Genomic DNA, 3283 nt, shown 5'->3' on the forward strand with positions numbered 1-3283 from the left:
CCATCGGCGGCGAGAGAGCGAGCGCAGGAGCGATCCTGTGCGGGCTTTGGCGTCACCGATGGCAAGTGTCTTCAATGTCCCCTGAGATCCGCAAGGATGGAGGGGGATGGAGAAACCGAGTTTGGCCGTTCCCTCTCGTCGCTGACGGGGGAGCGGTCGTCGTCTTGGGCCATGCGGGCCTGGATCAGCAATCCGTCCGCATGGTGTGAGTTGGATCCGCCGGCCTTGCGTTGAAGGATCTGCGTCCTGACTTCGTGTCTGGATTGTGGGTTCGGATTGGGCTGGTTGGATTGTGTGTGAAAAGGGCATTTGGTGGATGCCTTGGCACTGAGAGGCGATGAAGGACGTGGCACGCTGCGATAAGCCTCGGGGAGCTGCGAGCAGGCTTTGATCCGAGGATGTCCGAATGGGGCAACCCAACCCTTCGGGGTTATCGTGCGCTGAATCCATAGGCGTACGAGGCGAACCCGGTGAACTGAAACATCTCAGTAACCGGAGGAACAGACATCAACAGAGATTCCGCTAGTAGTGGCGAGCGAACGCGGAACAGGCCAGTGGCCTGGCGTAACGAACGGGAACGGCCTGGAAAGGCCGGCCGCAGCGGGTGACAGCCCCGTACCGGTAGGTTGCGTCAGGTCCTTGAGTAGGGCGGGACACGTGTAATCCTGTCTGAACGTGGGAGGACCACCTTCCAAGCCTAAATACTCCTCAGTGACCGATAGTGAACCAGTACCGTGAGGGAAAGGTGAAAAGCACCCCGACGAGGGGAGTGAAACAGTCCCTGAAACCGGATGCCTACAAGCTGTCGGAGCCCCCCATATCTTCGGATGGGCGGGGTGACGGCGTACCTTTTGTATAATGGGTCAGCGACTTTATTTATGCAGCGAGCTTAAGCCGTTAGGTGGAGGCGCAGCGAAAGCGAGTCTGAACAGGGCGCTGAGTTGCATGGATAAGACCCGAAACCAGGTGATCTAGCCATGAGCAGGTTGAAGGTGCGGTAACACGCACTGGAGGACCGAACCCACGTTCGTTGAAAAGAACGGGGATGACTTGTGGCTAGGGGTGAAAGGCTAATCAAACCTGGAAATAGCTGGTTCTCCGCGAAATCTATTGAGGTAGAGCGTCATGTATTGCCGCCGGGGGTAGAGCACTGGATGGGCTAGGGGGACCCAAAGTCTTACCAAACCTAACCAAACTCCGAATACCGGCGAGTAGAGCATGGCAGCCAGTCTCAGGGTGCTAAGGTCCTGGGACGAGAGGGAAACAGCCCAGACCACCAGCTAAGGTCCCCAAATCGTGGCTAAGTGGGAAAGGATGTGGGAAGGCCAAAACAACCAGGAGGTTGGCTTAGAAGCAGCCATCCTTTAAAGAAAGCGTAATAGCTCACTGGTCTAAATAAGCCATCCCGCGCCGAAGATGTACCGGGGCTCAAGCCACGTACCGAAGCTGTGGGCGCGACTTTGTCGCGCGGTAGCGGAGCGTTCCGTAAGCCTGCGAAGGTGTACCGCGAGGTATGCTGGAGGTATCGGAAGTGAGAATGCTGACATGAGTAGCGAGAGCAGTGTGAGAATCACTGCCGCCGAAAATCCAAGGGTTCCTGCGTAAAGCTGATCTGCGCAGGGTGAGCCGGCCCCTAAGGCGAGGGCGAAAGCCGTAGTCGATGGGAACCAGGTCAACATTCCTGGGCCTGCTGGAGGTGACGAAGGCCAGACGTAGTTCTTCCTTATCGGATTGGGAGGGCTGCCAAGGACTTCCGGGAAATAGCCCCAGCGTACAGACCGTACCCGAAACCGACACAGGTGGATTGGTAGAGCATACCAAGGCGAGTGAGCGAACGATGTTGAAGGAACTCGGCAAATTGCCCTCGTAACTTCGGGAGAAGAGGGCCCCGTTCCCGGGCAACCGGGGGCGGGGGGCACAGACCAGGGGGTAGCGACTGTTTACTAAAAACACAGGGCTCTGCGAAGTCGCAAGACGACGTATAGGGTCTGACGCCTGCCCGGTGCCGGAAGGTTAAGAGGAGCGGTGCAAGCTGCGAATCGAAGCCCCGGTAAACGGCGGCCGTAACTATAACGGTCCTAAGGTAGCGAAATTCCTTGTCGGGTAAGTTCCGACCTGCACGAATGGCGTAACGACTTCCCCACTGTCTCCAACATCGGCTCAGCGAAATTGAATTCTCCGTGAAGATGCGGAGTTCCCGCGGTCAGACGGAAAGACCCCGTGCACCTTTACTACAGCTTTGCAGTGGTGCCAGAAGTGGCATGTGTAGGATAGGTGGGAGACGTTGAAGTGCGGGCGCCAGTTCGCATGGAGTCATCCTTGAAATACCACCCTTGTGGCTTTTGGCCTCTAACCGCGCCCCGTTATCCGGGGCCGGGACCCTGCATGGTGGGTAGTTTGACTGGGGCGGTCGCCTCCCAAATGGTAACGGAGGCGCGCGAAGGTAGGCTCAGGCTGGTCGGACATCAGCTGATGAGTGCAATGGCATAAGCCTGCCTGACTGCAAGACAGACAAGTCGAGCAGAGACGAAAGTCGGTCATAGTGACCCGGTGGTCCCGCGTGGAAGGGCCATCGATCAACGGATAAAAGGTACGCCGGGGATAACAGGCTGATACCCCCCAAGAGTCCATATCGACGGGGGTGTTTGGCACCTCGATGTCGGCTCATCACATCCTGGGGCTGGAGCAGGTCCCAAGGGTTCGGCTGTTCGCCGATTAAAGTGGTACGTGAGCTGGGTTTAGAACGTCGTGAGACAGTTCGGTCCCTATCTGCCGTGGGTGTTGGATACTTGAGAGGAGCTGCCCTTAGTACGAGAGGACCGGGGTGGACGTACCTCTGGTGGACCGGTTGTGGCGCCAGCCGCACTGCCGGGTAGCTATGTACGGAAGGGATAACCGCTGAAAGCATCTAAGCGGGAAGCCCACCTCAAAACCAGGTATCCCTGAGAGCCGTGGTAGACCACCACGTCGATAGGCCGGATGTGGAAGTGCGGCAACGCATGAAGCTAACCGGTACTAATCGCTCGATAGATCACAATCCAGCCAACCCAATCCAAACTCACAATCTCCCATCCTGACCTCGGTTCATCCCGAAGACACTTCCCAACCCCACATACGGCGGCCGCCCAAATACCGGCCGCCGTCCCTGCCATGCGCCGACCTGGTGGTCATAGCGAGGGCGCTGCACCCGATCCCATCCCGAACTCGGCCGTGAAATCCCTCTGCGCCGATGGTACTTCGTCTTAAGACGCGGAAGAGTAGGTCGCCGCCAGGTCCGCTCATG

At 57.9% G+C, this 3283-nt stretch carries 2 rRNA genes; both read left to right on the top strand.

Annotated elements, in window-relative coordinates:
- Nucleotides 1–289 precede the first annotated feature (289 nt).
- Nucleotides 290–3040, top strand: a 23S ribosomal RNA gene (locus ACFOGJ_RS30305).
- Between the two features lie 119 nt (nt 3041–3159).
- Nucleotides 3160–3274: ribosomal RNA gene (rrf, locus tag ACFOGJ_RS30310) — 5S ribosomal RNA — on the top strand.
- Nucleotides 3275–3283: the final 9 nt, after the last annotated feature.

The sequence above is a fragment of the Marinibaculum pumilum genome (assembly GCF_042646425.1).
In the GTDB taxonomy this organism is placed as follows: domain Bacteria; phylum Pseudomonadota; class Alphaproteobacteria; order Ferrovibrionales; family Ferrovibrionaceae; genus Marinibaculum; species Marinibaculum pumilum.